Below are 21,755 nucleotides of genomic sequence, written 5' to 3' on the forward strand. Positions count from 1 at the left end.
AGCACAAAGAGGTAATCATGGCTGACCTTCGCAATTATCAGGCACGCGCGGCCGCTGCCGGCACGAGGGCCGACGCTGGCATCGACGAGGGCCTGCGCGCCTATATGATCAAGGTTTACAACCTGATGGCGCTGGGTCTGGCGATCACCGGCGTCGCCGCGCTCGGTACGGTGTCGCTCGCAACGACTTCCGATCCTTCCCAGGCCGTCGCCACGCTCGGCAACGGACACATGCTGACGTCGCTCGGCGCCGCCCTTTATGGCTCAGCCCTGCGCTGGGTCGTGATGCTGGCTCCGCTCGGCTTCGTCATGTTCATGTCGTTCCGCATCCACACGCTGAGCATGCCCGCTGCCCAGGCAACCTTCTGGGCCTTCGCCGCCCTGATGGGTATCTCGCTGTCCTCGATCTTCCTCGTCTACACGGCGCAGTCGATCGTCCAGACCTTCTTCATCACGGCGACCGCCTTCGGCGCCCTGTCGCTGTGGGGCTACACGACCAAGCGCGACCTCACCGGCTGGGGTTCGTTCCTGATCATGGGTGTTTTCGGCCTGATCATCGCGATGATCGTGAACATCTTCCTGCAGTCCTCGGCGCTGCAGTTCGCCGTCTCGGCGATCGGCGTGCTCGTCTTCGCGGGCCTGACCGCCTACGACACGCAGAAGATCAAGGAGATGTATCTCGAGAGCGACAGCACGCTTGTCGCGGGCCGCAAGGCCATCATGGGCGCGCTGCGTCTCTATCTCGACTTCATCAACCTGTTCCTGTTCATGCTCCAGTTCCTGGGCAACCGCGAATAGGACTGTCGCAAGACATCGGAAAAGGGCGGCCTGCGGGCCGCCCTTTTTCGTGGAGGGTACCTTGAACGATCTCGTCATCCGCCCGGCACTGGCCGCCGATCTCGTCGCCATCACCGCGATCTATGCAGATGCGGTGGAAAACGGCACGTCTAGCTACGAACTCGACCCCCCGGGCCTCGCCGAGATGACGCAGCGCTTCGAGGCGCTCAGGGCCGGCGAGTTTCCCTACATCGTCGCCGAGGAGAATGGGCGGATCCTGGGCTATGCCTATGCCGGTGCCTTCCGGCCGCGACCGGCCTATCGCTTTGCGGTGGAGGATTCGATCTACATCGATCCGGACGCCAAGGGCCGCGGGCTCGGGCAGCGCCTGCTTTCTAGGCTGATCGAGGAGTGCCAATCGCTCGGCTTCCGGCAAATGCTGGCGGTGATCGGCGACGCGCGCCCCGACAGCGCGTCCGTCAGGCTCCACGAAAGGCTGGGGTTTACCCATGCCGGCCTGATCAAGGGGACCGGCTACAAGCATGGCCGTTGGCTGGACACCGGCTTCATGCAGCTTGAGTTGAACGGCGGGACAGGTGCTGCGCCCGATCCCGAAAGCCTGCCGGAGCGCCGCTTCCAGGCCGGCCGGATCAGGCCTTGACCAGTCGCAGCCTGTTTTCGAAAACCGCCAGCACACGGCCGAGTTCCTGGCCGCGCTTGAGGATCTGCCCGCTGGCCGCCACCACCGAATAAGCGCCTTGGCGGCGGGCGAGCGAAGGATCCTTGACGATCTGGAAGAGCGGCACCTCGCTCGTTCGACGGAACACCGAGAACACGGCGCGGTCCTTCAGGTGGTCGATCGCGTAGTCCCGCCACTCACCGGCGGCGACCATGCGGCCATAGACCTTCAGGATGAGATCGAGTTCACGGCGATGGAAGGTAACCTGCTGCTCCACTCGCGCTGCGCGCGCTTCCTGGAGCGGGATGAGAACTGCGTCAGCGTCCTCCGAAACATCTCCGCGATCGACCATTCGCGATGTCCTTTGTGACAGTTTCGTTGCGGGCAGGGTCGCGCGTTGAGGCATCAATTGCAAGCCCGCCGCAATGAAACGGGCCGGCCGCAACAAGTGCGGCCGGCCCGAGGAAGCGTTGTTCCAACCGTTCACCGCCCGTAGATGACCTGCGGCAGCCACAGTCCGATTGCCGGGAACATGTAGAATAGGAACATCGTCACGAAAACAAGGCCCAGGAACGGCATGATGCCCCGGAAAATGTCCATCAGCTCGATTCCCGGCGGTGCGATGCCCTTCAGATAGTATGCCGACATCGCCATGGGCGGGGTCAGGAAACTGGTCTGGATGTTCAATGCGACCAGCACCCCGAACAGGATCGGATCGATGCCGAAGGCCGGCAGCAGCGGGAGGAAGATGGGCACGAAGATGATGATGATCTCCGTCCATTCCAGCGGCCAGCCCAGCAGGAAGATGATCAGCTGCGCCAGGAGCAGGAACTGCAGCGGTGTCAGTTCCAGGCCCGAGAAGAACTGCTCGACGATGTGGTGCCCGCCGAGCAACGAGAAGACCGAGGAAAACAGCCAGGAACCGACAAACAGCCAGCACACCATCGCGGTGGTGCGCGCCGTCAGGTAGACGGATTCGGTGAAGCCTTTCCAGCTCAGCCCGCGATAGATCAGGGCGAGCAGGATGGCTCCGGCCGCACCCAGCCCCGCCGCCTCATGCGGCGTCGCAAGCCCGAACAGGATCGCGCCCAGCACGGAGGCAATCAGCGCGAAGAGGGGGACGAAGGAAGTCGCCAGCTTCAGCAGGATGACCTTGGCGGGAATGTCGTCGTCGGCGAAGGTGGGTCGGGGCGCGTCCTGGGGCCTGAGCGTGGCCCGGGTGATCACATAGACGATGTAGAGGCCGGCCAGCAGGAATCCCGGTATGAGCGCCGCTGCATAAAGCCGGACGATCGATTCGCCGGCCATGGCGCCATAGAGGATGAGCATGATGGAGGGCGGGATCAGGATGCCCAGCGTACCGCCCGCACAGATGATGCCGGCTGCCAGGCTCTTGTTGTAGCCGGCCTTCAGCATCTGGGGAAAGGCGAGCAGGCCCATCAGGGCGACAACCGCCCCCACGATGCCTGTCGCGGTGGCAAAGAGCGCGCAGGTGACCAGGCTTGCCACACCGAGCGATCCGGGCAGCCTGCGGGCTGCCAGTTGAAGGCTCTCGAACAGTTTCGACAGAACATTCGCGCGTTCGACGACATAGCCCATGAACAGAAACAGGGGCACGGCGATCAGAACCTGGTTGGTCATCACGCCATAGGCGCGCAACACCAGAAGCTGAAATATGCCGTCGCCGATGGCGTAGTAGCCGAACATGACGGCAAGCGCGACGAGCGTGAAGGCGATGGGAAAGCCAAGCAGGATCGTCAGAATGAAGACGCCCAGCATAACAACGCCGAGGATGGGTCCAGTCATCGTGGCGTGCTCCCGCCGTCTGTATTGCTCGGTCTGCCGGGCGCCGGTTCCGGCCGCAGGGCCGGGTCGATGACGACCTGATCGGCGATCGTCCCGGGCAGTGCGCCCTCCAGGGCCAGATCCTGGATCTCCTTCACGTCGGACCGGCGCGGCGGCCACTTGTCGTCCCGGATGGCGATGATGCAGCGAATGGTTTCCGCGACGCCCTGCACGAACAGGAAGGCGCCCGCGATCGGGATCAGCGTCTTGAAATGGTAGACGGGGATGCGGAAGGGACTGGCCGAACTCACTTCGCCCATGACCCATGAGCGGGCCGCGAATGTGTAACCCGAATAGACGAAGAAGAAGGCGGCCGGAAAGAAGAAGATCAGGTAGAGAACGAGATCGATGCTGCCCTGCGTTCTCGGTCGCAGAAACCGGTATATGACGTCGGCGCGCACATGCGCATTGCGGGCCAGTGCATAGGCTCCGGCCATGAAGAACATGGCCCCGTAGAGCATGTAGCCTGCATCATAGGCCCAACGGGTCGGCGCCCGCATCACGTAGCGCATGAAGACTTCGTAGCAGACCACCACGGTGAGAATGACGACGCACCACGCAAACAGCTTGCCGCACCATTCGCTGACCGTGTCGACCCAGTCGAGATATTTGAGCATTCGCCTCTTCCGCCTCCGGGTTCCGCCGCGCGACATCCCCGTCAATATCGTTCATAAGACGAGGCGGCGCCGGGCGCCGCCTCGAAGCACGCTCGAGCGAAGTCCGCCTCAGCTCCGGCGGGAGAGCGGCAGTTCGCCGAAGAAGTGGCGGTAGGCCGGTTCCTTGGGCGTGGTCGCGATAAGGTGATAGGCGACCGCCTTCTGGGCGAATTCTTTCTGGGATTCGATGACCCTGTTGAAGAATTCGTCCTGGGTGGAGTTCTCGATCACCGTGTCCCAGGCATCGAGCTGGGCGTCGAGGATCTCCTGCGGGGTGAGGTGCATGGTCACGCCGCCTTCCGTCTCGAGCCATTCGTAGTCGGCCGGATAGCGGACCTGGGCCTTCCAGTACATGTCGGACGAAACCGCAAAGGCCGCGTAGCGCAGGATGGCCTGGAGTTCCTCGGGCAGGTTGTCGACATTCGACTTGTTGAGCACGATCTCGAAGGCTTCGCAGTCCTGATGGTAGGACTGGTGGTACCAGTTCGAGGCGACATCGTAGAAGCCCAGTATGCGGTCGGAGGTCGGGTTGTTGAACTCCGCCGCGTCGATGACGCCGCGGTCGAGCGATGGCACGATGTCGGGGCCGCCCAGGATGGTGACCGAGGCGCCGAGCTCGTTCATCAGATCGGCCGCCAGACCGACAGTGCGGTAGCGCAGGCCTTCGATGTCGCCGACGCCGGAGATTTCGCTGCGGAACCAGCCGAGCGCCTGGGTCGGCATCGGTCCCGTCAGATAGCCTGTGACGTTGAGACCGAGCACGTCCTGAAGAAGTTCGTTGTAGAGGGCTTCGCCGCCGCCCTGGTAAAACCAGCCTAGGAACTGGTTGGCATCCCAGCCAAAGGCAGGCGGCGTGCCAAAGAGCGAGGCGGCCTTGTTCTTGCCGTACCAGTAGGCGGTCACGCCATGAGCGCCGTCCAGCGCGCCGGCGATCACCGCGTCCTGCACCTCCAGCGCGCCCACCACGGCGCCGGCCGGCAGGAGTTCCATGTTCAGCCGGCCACCCGACATCTGGTTGACCATGCGCACATATTCGGCGGCATTTTCGTGGAAGAAGTCCTGCTGCGGCCAGGTCGACTGGAACCGCCAATTGATGGTTTCGGCGCGCGAAATCTGCGGCATGGCGAGCGTGCCGGCGGTAGCCACCGCGGCACCTGTGAGGAACCGCCTGCGCCCCATGCTGGGGCCGGCGTCCTTCGTCGGTGTGGTCTCGGCTTTCATCTTCGTCATGGGTCGATTCTCCTCCACATTGAACGAAATCCCGACATGAGAGAACGGGATGCTGCGGAATGCCTTGCATGAGCCGTCCGTCGATGACGGGCGCCGACATGCTGCATCGGCCTGCTGCGAAGTTAAGCCAGATCGGCGCGAAAACTCTTCCCGCAACTGGCCAGCGACCCTGTCAGGTCTCCTCCCCGAGGGCCGGTCCATGCAAGCAAACGCAAACGCGAGCCGATGTTTTGATTGTAAGATTTCGGCCCGCGTGTCTTCCGAACGTTGCCATAGTGGCGACTTTTCTCACCATAGGCAACCAACGCTCATCCGAGGGGCGTACGACTTTTGTCTAATACTGCTGGAATCTCAGAAAACGAGAAGCCCGTACTGCGAACCGCGCCAGCGCCAGATCGCGACATCGCCTTGGCCCCGCAGGGGCAGGGTCACGAGGTCAGGCCAGCCAAATTCGTCATGCCGATGGTCGACGTGGAGTGCCACGCCCTCGGAATCGTAGGCGATCTGCCATTCATCCTCGCCCGAGGACGGGGCGAAACCCGTCACGTTGCAGCCCGTGCGGCCGAAATACCAGGACGAGCCGCACAATCGCGTGAAGAGCACCCGGCGCCCGTTTCCGAACTCGGCCATCGCGACCGACAGCACCGGCTCGGAGGCGGTGGAGAGGCGGAACTGCGCGATGTCGTCCGCGCGCAGCCGCCGCGCCAGCGCCATGTAGGAGGAGAACGGCGTGAAAGTAAGTGCGCGGTAGGCCGACATGTCGGGCCGCGAGCAGACCTCCTCGGCAGCCGTGATCGCCGCGCGGGAGCCCGCAAGGGAAAATCTCGGCCGACCGAGCACCGCGTCGGCGTCACCTTCGAAACGGAAGGCCAGGCCCACACCGCGCTTGAGTGGTTCGAGCGCATCCGACGGCAGTGCGATGGCGATGCGGTCGCTCGAAAATTCTGCCTCTGCCGCGAAGGTGGCCGCGTCGATCTCCAATTCCACAAGAACCGCACCGGCAAGGTCCACGGGCTGCCGCGGGGACAGTTCGAACGTCCATTGCCGCTCGGCGCAGGCAAGGCTTGCCGCTGACACTGCGGTGTCGCCCTGCGGAGGGGGAAGGACGGCCTCCGCGCGGTCCTCCGGCGCCGCCCAGCGTTCCTGGGCCGCCGCGGCGAGGGGGAGAGTCAAAAGCAGCGCCGCAAGAAGGGCGAGCCGCCCCGTCGTCGCCCGGATTGATGTCATGTCGCTCCCCACAGAGAATCAGCACTGCATGGTAGCGCTGCGCTGGTCGGCGGCAAAGCCGGCAAGGCGCCACGAGACTTGTCGCGGCCGGCGTTCCTGCTAAAAGAGCGGCCGATCGCAATTCGGCCATCGGCGGATGGCCGCAAGCAAACGGACCCAGATTCCATGTCGAAATTCCCGGACGTGAAGAAGGTCGTGCTCGCCTATTCCGGCGGCCTCGACACCTCCATCATCCTCAAATGGCTGCAGACCGAACTTGGCGCGGAGGTCGTCACCTTCACCGCCGATCTCGGTCAGGGCGCCGATGATCTCGAACCCGCGCGCCGCAAGGCCGAACAGATGGGTGTCAACCAGATCTACATCGAGGATGTGCGCGAGGAGTTCGTGCGCGATTTCGTGTTTCCGATGTTCCGCGCCAACGCCGTCTACGAGGGCACCTATCTGCTCGGCACGTCGATCGCGCGTCCGCTGATCTCCAAACGCCTGATCGAGATCGCCGAGGAGACTGGCGCCGATGCCATCGCGCACGGGGCGACCGGCAAAGGCAACGATCAGGTGCGTTTCGAATTGTCGGCCTATGCGCTCAATCCCGACATCAAGGTGATCGCGCCGTGGCGCGACTGGGAATTCAAGTCCCGCACGGATCTCATCGATTTCGCTGAAAAGCATCAGATCCAGGTCGCCAAGGACAAGAAGGGGGAGGCGCCGTTCTCGGTCGACGCGAACCTTCTGCACTCCTCATCGGAAGGAAAGGTGCTGGAGGATCCGTGGGTCGAACCGCCGGAGTATGTCCACATGCGCACCATCTCGCCGATGGATGCGCCCGACGAGCCGACCGAGATCACCGTTTCCTTCAAGAAGGGCGATGCAGTGGCCATCAACGGCCGCGAGATGACGCCGGCCTCGCTCTTGGGCGTGCTCAACGAGCTCGGCCACGACAACGGCATCGGTCGCATCGACCTGGTCGAGAACCGGTTCGTGGGCATGAAGAGCCGCGGCGTCTACGAGACGCCGGGCGGCACCATCCTGCTCGCCGCTCATCGCGCGATCGAATCGATCACGCTCGACCGGGGCGCGGGGCATCTCAAGGATGAGCTGATGCCGCGCTACGCGGAGCTGATCTACAACGGCTTCTGGTTCTCGCCCGAACGCGAGATGCTGCAAGCGGCGATCGACAAGAGCCAGGAAGATGTCGAGGGCGAGGTTCGCCTGAAGCTCTACAAGGGCAATGTCATCGTTACCGGTCGGCGTTCGCCGAAGTCGCTGTATTCGGACGCGCTGGTCACCTTCGAGGATGATCGCGGCGCGTATGACCAGAAGGATGCCGAGGGCTTCATTCGCCTCAACGCGTTGCGCCTGCGCACGCTGGCCGCGCGCAAGCGCAACTCCTGAAGGGCGGCGCGGCAGCGCGCGGCCAGGAATCGGCCATGACCGAGCAAACGATCGTGCGGCGGCGGCTCGTGGTGTTCCTTCCCGGCTTCGAAGCGATGCCGTCGGTTGCGCATGCCAAGCGCTTCCGGCGCGAGGCATCGCGCACGGCGCCTGTCTATGGCCTGGTGTTGCCGGAGAACGTTCCGATCGCGCAGGATGGCGATGTCGCGGTCGCGGAGATCGCGTGCGCCGGTTCGGCTGGTGCGACCTTCACCGAGCTGCATGTCGACAGCCTCGACGGCATCGCCGCCTTCTATGCAGGGCGGGGTGGCGTCGAGCGTCTGGTCTCCGGTTATGGCGCACTCGTCGACTTCGCGTTCAGCGGCGCCGCCTTTCGCTTCGCGCGGACGAGTTGGCGTTATCTTATCTTCTACCTCTACCCGCTGCTCTTGCCGCTGCTGGCCATCGTGCTGGCACTGACGGCCTTGCAGGTGACGGGGAGCTTGGGAGCGGGGGTGCTGACCGGCGCTGTTGCCGCCTCCATCCTTGCCTGGACCGCGCTCAACCGCCTGCATCTGATGCTGGTGATGGACGATTGGGCCTTTGCCCGCGATCTCGCCCACAGACGCCAGCCCGCCTTCGATGCGGCCATCGAGCGGCTCGCGGAGCGGACGAGGCGGCGGGCATCGGACGGGTCCTTCGACGAGATCGTGATTGCGGCCCACAGCCTCGGCGCAATCACCGCCGTGGCGCTTGCCGCGCGGCTCTTGCGGCAGGCGAAGGCGCCGATGCCGCCGATCGGCGTGCTGACCGTCGGCTCGAGCCTCTTGAAGGTCGCGCTCCATCCGCGGGCGGCATGGCTGCGGGACGACGTTCGAACGATTGCCGAAAGCAATTCTGCCTGGCTCGACGTGCAGGCGTTGACCGATCCGATCCATTTCTACAAGAGCCATCCCGTCCGCAGCCTCGGCCTCGCCGAAGTCGGGTCGGCCAATACCATGCGGGTTCGCTTCCGCGACCAGCTCCATTCCGACCGCTACCGGCAGATGAAGTTCGACCTGTTCGCGGTGCATCGGCAATTCGTCAATGGCGTCGATCGCGCTTCGGCCTATGCCTTTCATGCGATCCTGCTGGGCCCCACCAGCTTCGCGGCCGTTGCGGCCCGACCCGGGCTCCAACAGAAGAAAGAGACCGACAGATGATCGAGCTGGCGCTAGCGGGACAGATCGCCTGGGTGGTGATGGTGATGGCGTGGTACATCCTGCGCTATCCCTTTGACCGGAGGGCGAAACGGCTGAACGTGGCGGACAATCGCAAGGCGCTCGGCGAGCGCGTGCGCATGACGATCTCGCTCACCGGCCTCGGCATCGTTCCCGCTATCCATGTCGCCACGGGCTGGCCCGTGTTCGCCGATCGCGTACAGCATCCGATCGTGTTCGCACTCGGCGTTCTGGCCGCCATCGCGGCCCTCGTCATGTTCCGGCTTACCCACAAGGCGCTGGGGGCCATGTGGTCGGTCTCTCTGGAACTGAAGCAGGAGCACAGGCTGGTTACGAGTGGCGTCTACCGGCATCTGCGCCATCCCATGTACACGGCATTCTGGCTGATGGCGTTGGCCCAGGCGCTGCTGCTCTCCAACTGGGTGGCCGGGCTGGCGGGTCTCGTGGGCTTCGGTACCCTTTATGTGCTGCGGGTCGGCGAGGAAGAGCGCATGATGGAGGAGGCCTTTGGCGAGGAATACCGGCTCTACAGCGCGCGCACCAAGCGCATCATACCCTTTGTCTACTAAGCTCGTCCGCGCTACATAGTGGCCGGCGGGGCGAGGATAGGGACATGCTGAAAAACTTCGCGACACTCGCCGCTTTCGTTTTCATTCTGGCGGCCTGTCAGGCAAGCGCCCTGGATGATGTCGATCTCCTGGCAGCCGACTCGGCGCTGGACTTTCCGCAACTGTCCTGCGCGCCGCATGGCCGGCCCAATGGCGAACCCGCCCGCCTGACCGCGCATCAGCACGTCGCGGGGCACAGGGCCTATATCGAATTCCGCCAACGCCTGTCGCCCGCCATACCGAGCGGGCATCTTTACGTGGTCTTCGGGCGCTTGAATGCCAGAGGCGAAGTGCTGACCCGGCAGTATGTCGGCCTCTATCCGGTCGGTTCGCTGATCGGTCTCTACGGCGGCGCGATCGTGCCGATGCCGGCGGAGCTGACCCCGAGCTATTCCGACTGCCGCTTCAATGTCCAGGCAGCCTACCGCGTCTCGCTCGATGAACAACAATATCGGCGGCTTCTCAACGCTGTGCGCGATGCGCTGGCCGATCCGCCGCAATGGCACATGGCGGCGTTCAACTGCAATCATTTCGCGGCGTCGCTGGGCAACGTCGTGGGTCTTCAGGCACCCCGCAACCGGCTGCTTCCCGCCTTCGCCTATATCCATGCGCTCATCGGCGCGAACGGAGCCGCCCGCACCGACGGGGCCTGATCGTCGGCTCCCCGGCAGGTGTCGCCAGGGAGAATCAGGTCATGCGACGATGCGGCCGCGCGATCAGCGGCTGTCGATGCGCTGCCCGATGATCGCGATGGACTGCTGGTAGACGCCGGCCGCGTTCCAGGCCTGAATGGCGGCGAAGTTCGGCTGCCCGGGCTGGTAGCCCGCGCCCCTCTGCCAGCCATGGGCGCGCAAGAAATTGGCGGTGGAAGCAAGCGCATCGGGGACCGAGCCGATGAGATCCACGCGTCCGTCGCCATCGCCATCCACGCCGAAGCGGATCACGTTGGCGGGCAGGAACTGTGTCTGTCCAACCTCCCCATGCGCCGCGCCACGTGCATTGGGCGAGAGCCACCCCCGATCGACCAGCTGGAGCGCGGCCAGCGCATGGGGCCGGAAGAAGTCGGTGCGGCGGCAGTCATAGGTCAGGGTGACGATGGCTGAGACGATGTTTTGGTCGCCGAGGAAGCCGCCAAAAGCGGTCTCCATGCCCCAGATGGCCAGAAGCGGGCCGGGCGGCACGCCATATTGCTGCTCGATCCGCTGCAAAAGCCCCGCATGCTGGCCCTTGAGGCGCACGCCGCGCTGCGTGATGGCATCTGCGCCACGCCGCTGCATGAATTCGTCGAGCGACAGGCGGAAGGATCGCTGGTTGCGATCCGCCGAGATCGTGCGCGAGTTGTAGCTCGTCTGGTCGAGGGCGGCCAGGCCCCGCGCACCCACGCCGTTGGCGGCCGCCACCTGGCGAAATTCCGCCTTCCAGGCGTTGAACCGCGAACCATCATTGCTGCATTGCTGGGCCGAAGCCGTCCCGGCTGACATCGCAAGCGCGACCGTCGCCGCGCCCAGGATGCCGATCCTTGCGATTGCGCGCATCGAAATTTCCTTCATGGTCAGAAAGCCCTTCAAATCCATTTTGCCATCCCCCGCCGGCGCTGTCATGCCAAAGCGGATCGGGCCGTCCCTGCATGATCAACTAGGCCACCATGGTTACCGGCGCGTTACGGCGCGATCACACGAACTTGAGCGGAGCCGGGCTGTGCGCCTCTTTCTGCGTGCCGGCAGACCTATGATCGCGTTGTGCCCGATCCGAGTAGAGGCAACGCAACAATGCAGGAGGCAAATCCGTACATCGGTGGCCGGCGTATCCCGCGGACAGAAATCCGAGGTTGCGCATGCCAAAGACAGGACCCCGCCGGCTGATAGTGGTGCTCGGCGACCAGCTGAGCACAGACCTTTCCAGTCTGCAGGCAGGAGACCGCGAAAGGGACGTGGTCCTGATGTGCGAGGTGGCCGAAGAGGCCACCTATGTCGACCACCATAAGCAGAAGCTCGTCTTCGTCTTCTCTGCCATGCGCCATTTCGCGGATGAATTGCGCCAGGAAGGCTGGGAAGTCGACTATGTCGGGCTCACCGATAGCGGGAATACGGGTTCGTTTGCCGGCGAGGTAAAGCGCGCCGCCCATCGCTACGAGCCGGACCAGATTATCGTGACCGAGCCGGGCGAGTGGCGGGTCCTGAAGGACGTAGAGGGTTGGGAGAAGAGCACCGGGCGCCCGGTCAAGACCCTGCAGGACCGGCGCTTTCTCTGCTCGCGCGCCGAATTCGCCGAATGGTCTGATGGCCGCAGGGAAATGCGTATGGAGCATTTCTACCGCGTCATGCGCCGGCGAACGGGGCTTCTGATGGACGGCGACCATCCCGAGGGCGGGCGGTGGAATTTTGACGAGGAGAACCGCAAGCCGGCCGATCGCAGTCTCTTCATGCCGGAGCCTCCACGATTCCGACCCGATGCGACGACGCGCGAGGTCATGGCGATGATCGAGCACCTCTTTGGTGACAATTTTGGCGATCTGCAGGGCTTCGGGTGGGCGGTCACGCGCAAGGAGGCTGAAAGGGCACGCGACCATTTCATCGACAACGTCCTGCCCGGCTTTGGTGACAATCAGGACGCGATGCTACTCGGCGAGGATTTTCTCTATCACTCGCTCTTGTCTCCCTATCTCAATACGGGGCTCCTCAACCCGCTCGATCTGTGCCGGCGGGCGGAGGAGCGATGGCGCGAGGAAAAGGCACCGCTCAACGCCGTCGAGGGCTTCATCCGTCAGATCATCGGCTGGCGCGAATATGTGCGCGGCATCTACTGGCTGATGATGCCCGACTATGCGGCCAGCAATCACCTAGATGCAAAGCGCGATCTTCCCTGGTTCTACTGGTCGGGCGAGACGGACATGGCATGCATTGCGGAAGTCGTCTCGCAGACGCGCCGGAACGCCTACGCCCATCACATCCAGCGGCTCATGATCACCGGCAACTTTGCGCTTCTGGCCGGCGTTGAACCGCGGCAGGTCCACGAATGGTACCTGGCGGTCTATGCCGACGCCTTCGAATGGGTTGAACTGCCCAACACGATCGGCATGAGCCAGTTCGCCGATGGCGGCATACTGGGTTCCAAGCCCTATGCCTCAAGCGGGGCCTATATCGACCGCATGTCGGATTATTGCGGCAAGTGCCGCTACGACGTGAAGAAGCGCGTGGAAGAGGAGGCCTGTCCCTTCAACGCACTCTATTGGGATTTCATCGCCCGCAACGAGAGCAAACTGGGCAATAATCGCCGTCTGGCCTTTGCCTATCGCAACTGGGCGCGGATGGATCCGGCAACCAAGAAGGCGCTGCGAACACGCGCCCGTTCGTTTCTGAATCAGCTGTCCTGAACAGGCACGAAATCGTTACTGCTGCAACAATTCGTGAGCCGGCGAACGGGCACCCGCCGGAACGGCTTTCGTCCAGCCCCGTTTTCAGCGCGGAAGGGACGTTGCAGGAGTACACACTATGAAGACCAAGCTATTCGCAGGCGTCGCCGCAGTTGCCATGCTGGCCGCGAGCGCCGTTTCCGCCCAGACGATGGCCACCGCGACGACCGATCTCAACGTACGTGCGGGCCCCGGCCCGCAATATGAAGTCATCGGCGTGATCGGCGTCGACGAGCAGGCGACCATCCTTGGCTGCCTGGAGGCCAGCCAGTGGTGCGAGGTGTCCCACGGCGGCGGCGAGGGCTGGGCCTATTCGGACTATCTCATCGCCGAATATGAAGGAACCGGCTACGTGGTCACGGAGCGCCCGGCCGAGGTCGAGGTTCCGGTCGTCGAATATCGCAGCTCGGGTGGTGGCGCCCTTGCGGGCGGCGCGACGGGTGCTGTTGCCGGCGCCCTGATCGGCGGCCCGGTCGGTGCCGCGGTCGGTGCGGTCGCGGGTGCGGCGACCGGCGGCATCACCGAGGGCGTACTTGCCCCGGAAGCCCGCTCCTACGTGGTCGAGAATCCGGTCGAACCCGTCTATCTCGAGGGTGAGGTCGTGGTCGGCGCCCAGGTGCCAGAGACCGTGGAAGTCCGCGAGATTCCCGACTACGAGTATCGCTACGTCTATGTGAACCAGCAGCCGGTAATCGTGGAGCCCGATACGCGGCGCATCGTCTATATCGTGCGCTGAGCCGCCGATTCAGACCAGCAAGGGCCGGTGCAATGCACCGGCCTTTCGCTTGCCGGTTGCACGGCGTGCCGCTACGGTCGCGTGCATGGACATGCCGGTAACCTATTCCGATTTGAAGGACGCCTCGGTGCTGATCACCGGCGGCGGTTCGGGAATCGGCGCCGCACTGGTGGAAGGCTTCGTGCGGCAGGGCGCGCGCGTCGCTTTCCTCGACGTTGCCCGCGAAACCAGCGAGGCGCTGGTTGCCCGGCTTGCCAATGTGGCGGGACATGCGCCCCTCTTCATCGAGACAGACCTCACCGACGTCGCCGCGCTCGAGGCATCAGTGGCAAGCGCGGCCCGGGAGCACGGACCGATCAGCATTCTGGTCAACAACGCGGCCCGCGACGATCGCAATGGTGTGGGGGGCTATTCGGTCGAGGAGTGGGATGCCAACCACGCGGTCAATCTGCGTCCGCATTTCTTTGCGATCCAGGCCGTCGCCGAGGAGATGAAGCGCCGCGGCAAGGGCTCCATCATCAATTTCTCCTCGATCTCCTTCATGATCAACGGGCCGGAATACCCCGTCTATGCGGCGGCAAAGGCGGGCGTGATCGGCCTGACCAAATCGCTGGCCGGCGCGCTCGGACCGCATGGCATCCGCGTTAACGCGGTCGCCCCCGGCTGGGTGATGACGGAACGCCAGAAGAAGCTCTGGGTCACCGAGGAGGCGCTTGCCGAGTTCGTCGAACGCCAGTGCCTGCGGCGCGCGATGCTGCCGGAGGATCTGGTGGGACCCTGCCTGTTCCTCGCTTCGGACGCCTCCGAGATGATCACGGCCCAGACCCTCATCGTCGACGGAGGCGTCAGGTGAGCAGCCCGAACGTCACGATCTTCAGCCATCATGTCTGCGAGCTGGGGGAAGGGCCAAGCTACGACCCCCTGCGCAATCGCCTGTTCTGGTTCGACATTGTCGGCCGCAAGTTTCTCGAAAAGGCCTGGCCCGACGGGGAGACCATTGTCCACGACCTGCCGGAAATGGCGAGCGCGATTGCCGTTATCGACCCCGACCGCCAGTTGCTCTTCACGGAGACGGGGCTTTTCATTCGCCACGAAAGCGACGGCCGTCTGGAGCCCCATTGTGCGATCGAAGCGGATGATGCGGCCACCCGCTCCAACGATGCGCGGGTGCATCCGTCCGGCGCTTTCTGGCTCGGCACGATGGGCAAGCGCGCCGAGAAGGCGGCCGGTGCCATCTACTGGCATCGCGGCGGCGAGTTGCGGCGGCTTTTTGCCGGCATCACCATCCCGAACTCGATCTGCTTTTCGCCCTGCGGGACAATCGCCTATTTCGCCGACACGGACGAGGGCATCATTCACGCCGTCGATTGCGATTCCGAGACCGGTCTGCCCCGCGGCGCGCCGCGCATTTTTGTCGATGGTCGTGGCGGGGAAGGGGGCATCGACGGCTCGATTGTCGATGCGGAGGGCAGGCTGTGGAACGCGCGCTGGGGAGCCGGCGCGCTCGACTGCTATTCGCCAGCCGGGCAACATCTGCGCAGCATCGCGCTGCCAGCCAGCCAGACCTCATGCCCGGCCTTTGTGGGCCCGGATGCCATCCGGATCGCCGTCACCTCAGCCTGGCAGGACATGGGTGAGACAGCGCGCGATGCCGATCCGGAGGCCGGCAAGACTTTCCTGGTGGATATCGCGGTGCCGGGGCGATTCGAGCCCCTTGCCGTGCTCTGATCAGCTTTCGTCGCTCACAGGCACCACACTCAGCGAGCCGTCTGTCTCCAACGTGACGCTCTGCACGGAAGTGATGGCCGCCACCCCGTGCTGTCGGAGGGCGGCTTCGATCTCTTCGCGCGTCACCCGCTGGGCACGCATGTTCTCCTCCAGATAGCTGCCGTTGCGCACGAGCGCGGTCGGGGCGGCCTTCACGAGTTCCTGGAACCGGTCGGAGCGGACCGATCCCCAGGTGATGACATATTGGAGAAACACAAGCAGACCGAGAGCCAGCAGACCGTCGGCAAGAGGAACGTTGCGATCGAGCAGCACCGTCGCCAGGGTCGACCCAAGCGCGACCGTCACCACGAGGTCGAAGGCGTTCATCTTGCTAAGCGTGCGTTTGCCGGACACGCGAAGCATGACCACCAGTCCCACATAGGCGGCGGCGCCGACACCGAGCACGCGGAGCAGGCTTTCCCAGCTCTCGAAGATCATCGCGTTTCCGCCGTTCGGCTCTGCGGGTTCAGCGGGCCGATGTCAGGAGGTCTTCGCAATGCAGCCACCATCGTTCGGTCACCGCCGCCTCGCGCAACTGATCGATGAGACCCTCGCCCGTACCAGTGAAGTCAACCAGGCAAAGCCTGTCGCCATCGCCGTCGAGCACGCTCACAGTCACCTCGCGGCAACCTTCCGGCATGATGTCGCCATTGCTGGCGCTGACCTGTTCGAGTTGGGACTGCTCCTGGCACGCAATCAGGGGCTCCTGGGCGCTGACGCCGGCTGTGCCCAGAAGAAGAATTCCAAATCCGGTTGAAATGAGTCGCAGCATGTCTGTCTCCCTGCCTATGGAGAGCAAACGCCCAAATGCCGGAAATGTTCGCCGCCCGGAGGCCTAAGGCTCCAGTTCGACATCCCAATAGAGATAGTCCATCCAGCTTTCGTGCAGAAAGTTGGGCGGAAACAGGCGGCCATTGTTGTGCAGATCGTGCACGCTCGGCTGGAAAGGCTTCTGGCGCGGCCACATCTTGGCGTCCGCCGGCATCTCTCCGCCTTTCCGAAGATTGCACGGTGAGCAGGCGGCGACGACGTTCTCCCAAGTGGTCGCTCCGCCGCAGCGGCGCGGAATGACATGGTCGAAGGTCAGATCTTCCGTGGTGCCGCAATACTGGCACTGGAAGCGGTCGCGCAAAAAGACGTTGAAGCGGGTGAAGGCAGGGAAGCGAGACGGCTTCACATAGGATTTGAGGCTGACGACGCTCGGCACCCGCATCGAGAACGATGGGGAGGATACCGCGTGATCGTATTCAGCAACGATGTTCACGCGGTCGAGAAACACCGCCTTGATGGCGTCCTGCCACGACCAGAGCGACAGGGGATAGTAGCTGAGCGGGCGGTAGTCGGCGTTCAGCACCAGGGCGGGAAGCCCATCCGGCGAGACCGCGATCGTCACTTAACTGACCTCCATGGGCTGTCCGTCGATCGACACGGATAATGTAAGCAGGACATGACAGGCTTGTGAAGCTGTTTGTCGGGGGTCGGAGCTGCCAAATTCGCGGTTTCATTCAATTTTTCGCGCTATTGCCGTTGTGGGTGCGGCGTCGCGCCCCTTGATGCCCGCGTAGTGGGCCCAGAACAGGCGGGCAGCGMCGCCCCGCCACGGGGCCCATGATTCGGCCAGACGTGCCGTTTCGCGATGGTCGGGACGCGCTCCAAGCCCGAGGGCGTGGCCCACGGCCACCTGCAGCGCGAGGTCCCGGGCGGGGAAGATGTCGGGGTGTCCGGCGCAGAACAGGAGATAGATCTCGGCCGTCCACGGCCCGATGCCGGGGATGGCGACGAACTCCGCCATGGCGGCCTCGGCCGGCATCTCGCAGAGCCGATCGAGATCGAGCCCGCCATGCACGATCCTCGCCGCCAGCCCCAGCAGCGTTTTCTGCTTCGGGCGCGACAGGCCAGCCTCGATCAGGCTTTCCGCCCCGCCGGTCAGCACCCCCGACGGGGTCAAGGGCTCGATCGTGCGACACAGGCGGGCAAAGATGGCCTCGGCGCTGGCCCGCGACACCTGCTGCGAAATGACGATCGAGCAGAGGCTTGCAAAGCCCGGCTCCAGCCGGCGCAAGGGCAAGTGGCCGGCATCCGCGATCAAAGGCTCCAGGCGTCGGTCCCTCGCACGGAGTGCCACCAGCCCCCGCTCGATATCGGCTGTCGTCTCGATGCGGTCCATCTTCGATCTTGCCTTCCACTCGCGTGGCTGCGAGCCTACCGCCCCACGTCCCGCACGCAATCCGGATTCTCGCAATTTGCCAGCATGACCAGGCCTGTCTTTCGCTTCGCCCCCAGTCCCAATGGCGAGTTGCATCTCGGCCATGCCTATTCCGCCATGCTGAACCACCAGTTGGCTCGGGAGGCCGGCGGGCGCTTCCTGTTGCGCATCGAGGACATCGATATCGGCCGCTGCCGGCGTGAATACGAGGATGCGATCCTGCGCGACCTCGCCTGGCTCGGGCTCGAATGGGAAGAGCCGGTGCGGCGTCAATCGGATCATTTCGAGGATTACGCCGAGGCGCTGGACCGGCTGATTGACGCGGGGCTGGTCTACCCGGCTTTCATGAGCCGGGGCGAAATCCGCGCCTTCATCGCCGGCACCGACGACGGCGGTGCATCCTGGCCGCGCGATCCGGACGGCGCGGCGCACTATCCGGGGGAAGACCGCCATCTTTCCACCGCCGAGCGCCGTGCGCGGATCTCGGCCGGGGAACCCTATTCCTGGCGGATCGACATGATGGCGGCCGTGGCGCACGCCGGCGCTGGGTTGTCATGGCGCGAGGAAGGTTCGGGTCCGCAGGAAGAATGCGGGCTGGTGGCGGCCGACCCGGCAGCCTGGGGCGACGTGATCGTGGCGCGTCGCGACGTGCCGACGAGCTATCATCTGGCCGTGGTGGTCGACGACGCCATCCAGGGCATCACGCATGTGGTGCGCGGGCGGGATCTCTTTCAGGCCACCGCCGTGCAGCGACTGATACAGGAGCTTCTGGGCCTGACGCCCCCGACCTATCTGCACCACGACCTGATCCTGGGCGATGACGGCCGCAAACTGTCCAAAAGTCGACGCGACACGGCGATCTCCGTGCTGCGTGAGGCCGGCGCTCAGCCGGGCGACATCGCCCGCATGGTGGGCCTGAGGCAGCTTACCAGCGGTTGAGAAGTCCCTTGAGGGTCGCGAGAGACGTCATGGCGGCGAAGGCGCCCAGAACACCGGCCCCGGCACCCCATTTCATGTCGGAAAGGTTGTAGCCGTACATGTTGAAAAGATAGATCGACAGGAAAAAGCCGGCAGTCAGCACGAAGGCGTTGCCAACCGGGCCGAACCCGTCGCGACCCATCAGCGCGTCCAGCGCCATGGCGAGAATGAAAGCCAGGATCGTCACGCAGCCGATCATCATGACCAGCCAACCAAATCCGAGGTTCCAGATCATCGATCCCCTCCGCAAGGATTGAAACATTGCCCCGAGGGCCTGCCGACGCACAGTGTAGTGGATCAATCCTTTCCCTTTGCTTGCCAGACCGAATGCGGCTAGTGCGGGGCAACCCTCACGCCAATCGGCAATACCCCGCCATGACAAGCTTTTCCCGTTTCGCGCCCGCGCTCTTCGTCCTGCTCTGGGCGACCGGCTTCATCGGCGCGGGATATGCGATGCCTCATGCCGAGCCCTTTGCCTTCCTGTTCGTACGTTTCGCGCTGTCGGCGGTCCTGCTGCTCCTGATCATCTGGTGGTGGCAGGCGAAGGCGCTGACGCCGCGGGCGGCCATGCATGCCGCCATTGCCGGGACAATGATCCACGGGGTCTATCTCGGCGGCGTGTTCTGGGCGATCAATCACGGCATGCCGGCGGGACTGTCGGCGCTCATCATCGGGCTACAGCCCCTGGTCACCACGCTCCTGGCCGGAGCCGTTCTGGGAGAGCGGGTCCGCCCGCGCCACTGGGCAGGGCTCGCCATCGGCTTCATTGGCGTGGTGATCGTACTCTCGCCGCGACTGGGAGCCATCGGTGGCGGGGTGAATGCCGCGACCGTCGGCGCTTGTCTGGCCTCGGTGGTGGGCATTTCAGCGGGCACGGTCTGGCAGAAGCGTTTTGTCGCCGATGCCGACCTTCTGACTGGCACGCTCTGGCAATATGCCGGCGGGGCGGTGCTGGTTGCGGTGGCAGCGCTGCTGCTCGAAACGGGAAGCTACCGGCTCAACGGCGAACTGGTCTTCGCGATGGCGTGGCTGGTGCTGGTCCTGTCCATCGGGGCGATCCTGCTTCTCATGTACCTGATCCGCGACGGCGTCGTCGCACGCGTGTCGTCGCTTTTCTATCTCGTGCCGGGGGTTACCGCGGTGATGGCCTGGGTGCTGTTCGGCGAAGCGCTGGAGCCGATCCAGATCGGCGGCATCGTCATCGCCTCGCTCGGCGTCGCGCTGGCGACGCGCGATCGCCGAAACAGCCTACCTACTGGCGGCGCATGACACGGGCACGCGAGTCGAAATAGCGCCTCAGGGCGGCATTCAGTTCGGCGCCCATGATGAAGATGACCGAGATGATGTACAGGAAGACCAGCGCGATCATGATCGAAGCGAGGCCTGCATAGTAGGACGCATAAAGCGCGTATTGCTGCAGGTAATAGGCAAAGACGGTCGAGCCGACGACCCAGCCGATCAGCGTGAAGACCATGCCAGGCATCAGGTGGACGAATTTGCGCTTGCCGTCCGGCAGCCAGTAATGGGCGGCGGCCAGCCCGATCACGATGATGAAGGACGCCACGATGTAACGCCAGATGGTGATCGTGCCGAGATAGGGTTCAAGCTGCGGCACGCGTTCGACCGCGAAATTGACCGCTATGGGCAGGAAGACGAGCAGCGTCGAGACGATCACGAAGCCGAGCGTGGTCACGATGACGAAGGCGAAGCCCTGCATCCGCAGCCAGAACATGTTGCGGGTCTCGCTGACGCGGTAGGCGCGATTGAGGGAGACACGGATCGCCTCGACGCCGTTGGTCGCGAAGAAGGCGGTCACGAGAATGCCGATGGTCAGGAAATCGCCGCGTTGCACCGTGAGCACGGTGGTCACCTCCCGCGCGATCGGCGCGGCGATGTCGGCGGGCCAGGTGTCGAAGAGAAGGTGCACGATGGTGTCGGCGAAGGCCTGCGCTCCGACGAAGCTCGCCAGCGAGGTCGCGAAGATCAGGAAGGGAAAGACAGCCAACAGCGAGGATAGCGCCAGATGGCTGGCCATGGCCCATCCGTCGTCATAGTTGAAATGACCGAAGGCGTCGTAGATGACGCGCTTGGTGGCGACGATGGCCCTCACGATCCGCACATCCGATTGTGTCCTTGGGACGAATATGTGAATGGGTGACCCGCCATGGCAAGTCGACAGGAAAGATGAATTGCGGGACGAAGGCAAACGCTCCATTCTTCTGACCGGCGCCTCAACCGGTATCGGAGCCTACTGCGCACGTGCCCTCAATGCCGAGGGATGGCGTGTTTTTGCCACCGCGCGCAAGCCGGCCGACCTCGAAAAGTTGCGATCGGACGGGCTGGAAGCCATCTATCTCGACTATCGAGAGCCCGAATCGATCGCCATCGCGGTGGAAACCGTGCTGGCGACGACCGGCGGGCGGCTCGACGCGCTCTTCAACAACGGCGCCTACGCGCAACCCGGCGCGGTGGAAGACATTCCGGTCGAGGCGCTGCGCGAACAATTCGAGGCCAACTTTTTCGGCTGGCACGACCTGACGCGGCGTATCGTGCCCGTCATGCGCGCGCAGGGGCATGGTCGCATCGTCCACTGCTCCTCGATCCTCGGTCTCGTGCCGGCGCGCTGGCGGGGGCCCTATGTCGCCTCCAAGCATGCGCTGGAGGGGCTGATGCTGTGCCTGAGGCTGGAACTGGAAGGGTCGGGCATCGAGGTTTCGCTGATCGAGCCGGGACCGATCGAATCACGTTTTGCCGCCAATGCGCTCTCCTTTTTCGAACGGAACGTCGACGTCGAGGGGTCGGTGCATCGTCGGCACTACGGGGACGAACTCGCGCGGATGCGGCAGGGCGGCATTCGGTCGCGCTTCAAGCTCACGCCTGCCGCCGTACATGAGGTGCTGCGTCATGCCCTGGAACATCCCCGCCCGCGCCCTCATTACGTGGTCACGACGCCCGCCAGGATCGGCGTCATCCTCAAGCGCCTGCTGCCGTCCCGGCTCTTCTACCGCCTCATGGCATCCCGCGCCTGAGCTCAACGAAGGAAA

Annotated in this window: 25 protein-coding genes; 13 read left to right on the plus strand and 12 right to left on the minus strand. The window is 64.1% G+C overall.

What is annotated here, in order from left to right:
* Positions 1–17 precede the first annotated feature (17 nt).
* Together GRZ55_RS03105 and GRZ55_RS03110 are read left to right on the plus strand one after the other, a co-directional pair.
* On the plus strand, positions 18–797 hold the full coding sequence (locus GRZ55_RS03105; RefSeq protein WP_169285397.1) for a Bax inhibitor-1/YccA family protein: 780 nt from the start codon (positions 18–20) through the stop codon (positions 795–797).
* 61 nt (positions 798–858) lie between these two features.
* A complete protein-coding gene (locus GRZ55_RS03110; protein WP_169285398.1) occupies positions 859–1,437 on the plus strand; it encodes a GNAT family N-acetyltransferase in 579 nt (192 codons plus the stop codon).
* Here GRZ55_RS03110 and GRZ55_RS03115 read toward each other — a convergent pair.
* The 5 genes from GRZ55_RS03115 to GRZ55_RS03135 all read right to left on the minus strand — a co-directional run bounded on the left by GRZ55_RS03115 (position 1,427) and on the right by GRZ55_RS03135 (position 6,413).
* A complete protein-coding gene (locus tag GRZ55_RS03115) occupies positions 1,427–1,807 on the minus strand; it encodes a DUF2794 domain-containing protein (RefSeq protein ID WP_169285399.1) in 381 nt (126 codons plus the stop codon). The two genes, GRZ55_RS03110 and GRZ55_RS03115, sit on opposite strands and share 11 nt — an antisense overlap.
* A 131-nt stretch (positions 1,808–1,938) precedes the next feature.
* Positions 1,939–3,261 (minus strand): TRAP transporter large permease subunit, encoded by a 1,323-nt coding sequence (locus GRZ55_RS03120; RefSeq protein WP_169285400.1) that lies wholly within the window; start codon positions 3,259–3,261, stop codon positions 1,939–1,941.
* On the minus strand, positions 3,258–3,917 hold the full coding sequence (locus tag GRZ55_RS03125; protein WP_169285401.1) for a TRAP transporter small permease subunit: 660 nt from the start codon (positions 3,915–3,917) through the stop codon (positions 3,258–3,260). Before GRZ55_RS03125 ends, GRZ55_RS03120 begins: the two co-directional genes overlap by 4 nt.
* 108 nt (positions 3,918–4,025) lie before the next feature.
* Complete coding sequence (locus GRZ55_RS03130) at positions 4,026–5,186, minus strand: TRAP transporter substrate-binding protein (RefSeq protein WP_246734462.1); 1,161 nt, start codon at positions 5,184–5,186, stop codon at positions 4,026–4,028.
* Positions 5,187–5,537: 351 nt separating this feature from the next.
* Complete coding sequence (locus GRZ55_RS03135) at positions 5,538–6,413, minus strand: hypothetical protein (RefSeq protein WP_169285402.1); 876 nt, start codon at positions 6,411–6,413, stop codon at positions 5,538–5,540.
* A gap of 165 nt (positions 6,414–6,578) precedes the next feature.
* Here GRZ55_RS03135 and GRZ55_RS03140 point away from each other — a divergent pair, with 165 nt between their 5' ends.
* From GRZ55_RS03140 to GRZ55_RS03155, 4 genes are read left to right on the plus strand one after another with little or no spacing between them, the layout of a single operon-like run.
* Positions 6,579–7,805 carry an argininosuccinate synthase gene (locus GRZ55_RS03140; RefSeq protein WP_169285403.1) on the plus strand — a complete coding sequence of 409 codons (1,227 nt, stop codon included), beginning with the start codon at positions 6,579–6,581 and terminating at the stop codon, positions 7,803–7,805.
* A gap of 35 nt (positions 7,806–7,840) precedes the next feature.
* Entirely contained in the window at positions 7,841–8,986 is a 1,146-nt protein-coding gene (locus GRZ55_RS03145) for a hypothetical protein (protein WP_169285404.1), read from the plus strand.
* Entirely contained in the window at positions 8,983–9,573 is a 591-nt protein-coding gene (locus tag GRZ55_RS03150; RefSeq protein WP_169285405.1) for a protein-S-isoprenylcysteine O-methyltransferase, read from the plus strand. Before GRZ55_RS03145 ends, GRZ55_RS03150 begins: the two co-directional genes overlap by 4 nt.
* Positions 9,574–9,617: 44 nt before the next feature.
* Positions 9,618–10,265, plus strand: a complete 648-nt coding sequence (locus tag GRZ55_RS03155; protein ID WP_169285406.1) for a hypothetical protein — start codon at positions 9,618–9,620, stop codon at positions 10,263–10,265.
* A 63-nt stretch (positions 10,266–10,328) separates the two neighbouring features.
* On the opposite strand, the gene GRZ55_RS03160 is transcribed toward GRZ55_RS03155, so the two are convergent.
* Positions 10,329–11,093 (minus strand): lytic transglycosylase domain-containing protein, encoded by a 765-nt coding sequence (locus GRZ55_RS03160; protein WP_246734502.1) that lies wholly within the window; start codon positions 11,091–11,093, stop codon positions 10,329–10,331.
* A 353-nt stretch (positions 11,094–11,446) separates the two neighbouring features.
* Between GRZ55_RS03160 and GRZ55_RS03165 the strand changes: the two genes are divergently transcribed.
* The 4 genes from GRZ55_RS03165 to GRZ55_RS03180 all read left to right on the plus strand — a co-directional run bounded on the left by GRZ55_RS03165 (position 11,447) and on the right by GRZ55_RS03180 (position 15,488).
* Positions 11,447–12,985: a cryptochrome/photolyase family protein gene (locus GRZ55_RS03165; RefSeq protein WP_169285408.1), complete on the plus strand. Its 1,539-nt coding sequence runs from the start codon at positions 11,447–11,449 to the stop codon at positions 12,983–12,985.
* A gap of 118 nt (positions 12,986–13,103) precedes the next feature.
* Positions 13,104–13,760 (plus strand): DUF1236 domain-containing protein, encoded by a 657-nt coding sequence (locus GRZ55_RS03170; RefSeq protein ID WP_169285409.1) that lies wholly within the window; start codon positions 13,104–13,106, stop codon positions 13,758–13,760.
* 85 nt (positions 13,761–13,845) lie between these two features.
* Positions 13,846–14,613, plus strand: coding sequence for an SDR family NAD(P)-dependent oxidoreductase (locus GRZ55_RS03175; RefSeq protein WP_169285410.1), 768 nt, complete (start codon positions 13,846–13,848; stop codon positions 14,611–14,613).
* Positions 14,610–15,488 (plus strand): SMP-30/gluconolactonase/LRE family protein, encoded by an 879-nt coding sequence (locus GRZ55_RS03180; protein WP_169285411.1) that lies wholly within the window; start codon positions 14,610–14,612, stop codon positions 15,486–15,488. The genes GRZ55_RS03175 and GRZ55_RS03180 overlap by 4 nt, the downstream gene beginning before the upstream one ends.
* Here GRZ55_RS03180 and GRZ55_RS03185 read toward each other — a convergent pair whose 3' ends face one another.
* The 4 genes from GRZ55_RS03185 to GRZ55_RS03200 all read right to left on the minus strand — a co-directional run bounded on the left by GRZ55_RS03185 (position 15,489) and on the right by GRZ55_RS03200 (position 17,694).
* Positions 15,489–15,965: a DUF421 domain-containing protein gene (locus GRZ55_RS03185; protein ID WP_169285412.1), complete on the minus strand. Its 477-nt coding sequence runs from the start codon at positions 15,963–15,965 to the stop codon at positions 15,489–15,491.
* A 28-nt stretch (positions 15,966–15,993) separates the two neighbouring features.
* Positions 15,994–16,299, minus strand: coding sequence for a hypothetical protein (locus GRZ55_RS03190; RefSeq protein ID WP_169285413.1), 306 nt, complete (start codon positions 16,297–16,299; stop codon positions 15,994–15,996).
* Positions 16,300–16,362: 63 nt separating this feature from the next.
* Positions 16,363–16,920: an HNH endonuclease gene (locus tag GRZ55_RS03195; protein WP_169285414.1), complete on the minus strand. Its 558-nt coding sequence runs from the start codon at positions 16,918–16,920 to the stop codon at positions 16,363–16,365.
* A 108-nt stretch (positions 16,921–17,028) separates the two neighbouring features.
* A complete protein-coding gene (locus tag GRZ55_RS03200) occupies positions 17,029–17,694 on the minus strand; it encodes a DNA-3-methyladenine glycosylase (protein ID WP_169285415.1) in 666 nt (221 codons plus the stop codon).
* Between the two features lie 84 nt (positions 17,695–17,778).
* Between GRZ55_RS03200 and gluQRS the strand changes: the two genes are divergently transcribed.
* On the plus strand, positions 17,779–18,672 hold the full coding sequence (gene gluQRS, locus GRZ55_RS03205) for a tRNA glutamyl-Q(34) synthetase GluQRS (protein WP_169285416.1): 894 nt from the start codon (positions 17,779–17,781) through the stop codon (positions 18,670–18,672).
* On the opposite strand, the gene GRZ55_RS03210 is transcribed toward gluQRS, so the two are convergent.
* Positions 18,659–18,946 (minus strand): hypothetical protein, encoded by a 288-nt coding sequence (locus tag GRZ55_RS03210; protein ID WP_169285417.1) that lies wholly within the window; start codon positions 18,944–18,946, stop codon positions 18,659–18,661. The two genes, gluQRS and GRZ55_RS03210, sit on opposite strands and share 14 nt — an antisense overlap.
* Before the next feature lie 140 nt (positions 18,947–19,086).
* Here GRZ55_RS03210 and GRZ55_RS03215 point away from each other — a divergent pair, with 140 nt between their 5' ends.
* Positions 19,087–19,980: a DMT family transporter gene (locus GRZ55_RS03215; protein WP_169285418.1), complete on the plus strand. Its 894-nt coding sequence runs from the start codon at positions 19,087–19,089 to the stop codon at positions 19,978–19,980.
* On the opposite strand, the gene GRZ55_RS03220 is transcribed toward GRZ55_RS03215, so the two are convergent.
* On the minus strand, positions 19,964–20,824 hold the full coding sequence (locus GRZ55_RS03220; RefSeq protein WP_169285582.1) for a YihY/virulence factor BrkB family protein: 861 nt from the start codon (positions 20,822–20,824) through the stop codon (positions 19,964–19,966). The genes GRZ55_RS03215 and GRZ55_RS03220 overlap by 17 nt on opposite strands.
* 76 nt (positions 20,825–20,900) lie before the next feature.
* On the opposite strand from GRZ55_RS03220, the gene GRZ55_RS03225 reads away from it, so the two are divergent.
* Positions 20,901–21,740 (plus strand): SDR family oxidoreductase, encoded by an 840-nt coding sequence (locus tag GRZ55_RS03225; RefSeq protein WP_246734463.1) that lies wholly within the window; start codon positions 20,901–20,903, stop codon positions 21,738–21,740.
* Positions 21,741–21,755: the final 15 nt, after the last annotated feature.

This window comes from Chelativorans sp. ZYF759 (assembly GCF_012911015.1).
Classification (GTDB): domain Bacteria; phylum Pseudomonadota; class Alphaproteobacteria; order Rhizobiales; family Rhizobiaceae; genus ZYF759.

Excerpts from the sequence above, each read along its gene's own strand:
- GRZ55_RS03105 (WP_169285397.1), top strand. The coding sequence starts at position 18 with ATGGCTGACCTTCGCAATTATCAGGCACGCGCGGCCGCTGCCGGCACG.
- GRZ55_RS03115 (WP_169285399.1), bottom strand. The coding sequence starts at position 1,807 with ATGGTCGATCGCGGAGATGTTTCGGAGGACGCTGACGCAGTTCTCATC.
- GRZ55_RS03120 (WP_169285400.1), bottom strand. The coding sequence starts at position 3,261 with ATGACTGGACCCATCCTCGGCGTTGTTATGCTGGGCGTCTTCATTCTG.
- GRZ55_RS03125 (WP_169285401.1), bottom strand. The coding sequence starts at position 3,917 with ATGCTCAAATATCTCGACTGGGTCGACACGGTCAGCGAATGGTGCGGC.
- GRZ55_RS03130 (WP_246734462.1), bottom strand. The coding sequence starts at position 5,186 with ATGACGAAGATGAAAGCCGAGACCACACCGACGAAGGACGCCGGCCCC.
- GRZ55_RS03135 (WP_169285402.1), bottom strand. The coding sequence starts at position 6,413 with ATGACATCAATCCGGGCGACGACGGGGCGGCTCGCCCTTCTTGCGGCG.
- GRZ55_RS03140 (WP_169285403.1), top strand. The coding sequence starts at position 6,579 with ATGTCGAAATTCCCGGACGTGAAGAAGGTCGTGCTCGCCTATTCCGGC.
- GRZ55_RS03145 (WP_169285404.1), top strand. The coding sequence starts at position 7,841 with ATGACCGAGCAAACGATCGTGCGGCGGCGGCTCGTGGTGTTCCTTCCC.
- GRZ55_RS03150 (WP_169285405.1), top strand. The coding sequence starts at position 8,983 with ATGATCGAGCTGGCGCTAGCGGGACAGATCGCCTGGGTGGTGATGGTG.
- GRZ55_RS03155 (WP_169285406.1), top strand. The coding sequence starts at position 9,618 with ATGCTGAAAAACTTCGCGACACTCGCCGCTTTCGTTTTCATTCTGGCG.
- GRZ55_RS03160 (WP_246734502.1), bottom strand. The coding sequence starts at position 11,093 with ATGTCAGCCGGGACGGCTTCGGCCCAGCAATGCAGCAATGATGGTTCG.
- GRZ55_RS03165 (WP_169285408.1), top strand. The coding sequence starts at position 11,447 with ATGCCAAAGACAGGACCCCGCCGGCTGATAGTGGTGCTCGGCGACCAG.
- GRZ55_RS03170 (WP_169285409.1), top strand. The coding sequence starts at position 13,104 with ATGAAGACCAAGCTATTCGCAGGCGTCGCCGCAGTTGCCATGCTGGCC.
- GRZ55_RS03175 (WP_169285410.1), top strand. The coding sequence starts at position 13,846 with ATGGACATGCCGGTAACCTATTCCGATTTGAAGGACGCCTCGGTGCTG.
- GRZ55_RS03185 (WP_169285412.1), bottom strand. The coding sequence starts at position 15,965 with ATGATCTTCGAGAGCTGGGAAAGCCTGCTCCGCGTGCTCGGTGTCGGC.
- GRZ55_RS03190 (WP_169285413.1), bottom strand. The coding sequence starts at position 16,299 with ATGCTGCGACTCATTTCAACCGGATTTGGAATTCTTCTTCTGGGCACA.
- gluQRS (WP_169285416.1), top strand. The coding sequence starts at position 17,779 with ATGACCAGGCCTGTCTTTCGCTTCGCCCCCAGTCCCAATGGCGAGTTG.
- GRZ55_RS03210 (WP_169285417.1), bottom strand. The coding sequence starts at position 18,946 with ATGATCTGGAACCTCGGATTTGGTTGGCTGGTCATGATGATCGGCTGC.
- GRZ55_RS03215 (WP_169285418.1), top strand. The coding sequence starts at position 19,087 with ATGACAAGCTTTTCCCGTTTCGCGCCCGCGCTCTTCGTCCTGCTCTGG.